At 64.7% G+C, this 445-nt stretch carries 1 riboswitch.

Annotated features, from left to right (window positions below):
* Window positions 1-180 precede the first annotated feature (180 nt).
* Window positions 181-386: riboswitch (cobalamin riboswitch) on the top strand.
* The last annotated feature ends 59 nt before the right edge of the window (window positions 387-445 follow it).

The following is a 445-nucleotide window of genomic DNA, read 5'->3' as shown; positions in this document are numbered from 1 at the left end:
GGGCCTGCCCGACTATTACGTGGAGCACGCCAAGCCGGCGCAGATGCTTGCCGAATGTGGCCTGGACCAGGGCGGCATCGAAGCCGCCATTCGTCGCCGCCTGGCCCTGCTTGAACAGATTTCAAGCTGACCCCAAGCGATCTCGCTTGTACTTCATGACGCCGTGCACTAAGGTGCGCGGCGTTTTTCTTTCCATCAGGTGCGCCGGCATTCGCCGGCGATAATCGGGAAGCCGGTGCGCTCACGAGCAATCCCGGCACTGCCCCCGCAACGGTAATCGACCGCAGCCATGCTGCAGCCCCGCTCAACGGCCACTGGGTTTCCCGGGAAGGCGAGCGGATCGGCGGTCGAGAGTCCGGAGACCGGCCTGACGGAATCGACTGGTGTTGCGGAGGGCATCACCGTCAGGCGTGTTCGTGCGCGCCTGTCCTGCCCTCCTCGAAGT

The sequence above is a fragment of the Halorubrum sp. Atlit-8R genome, assembly GCF_003666025.1.
Lineage (GTDB): Archaea > Halobacteriota > Halobacteria > Halobacteriales > Haloferacaceae > Halorubrum > Halorubrum salinarum.
Note: the sequence above shows the minus strand (reverse complement) of the source record. Positions and strands in the feature narration are given on the sequence as shown.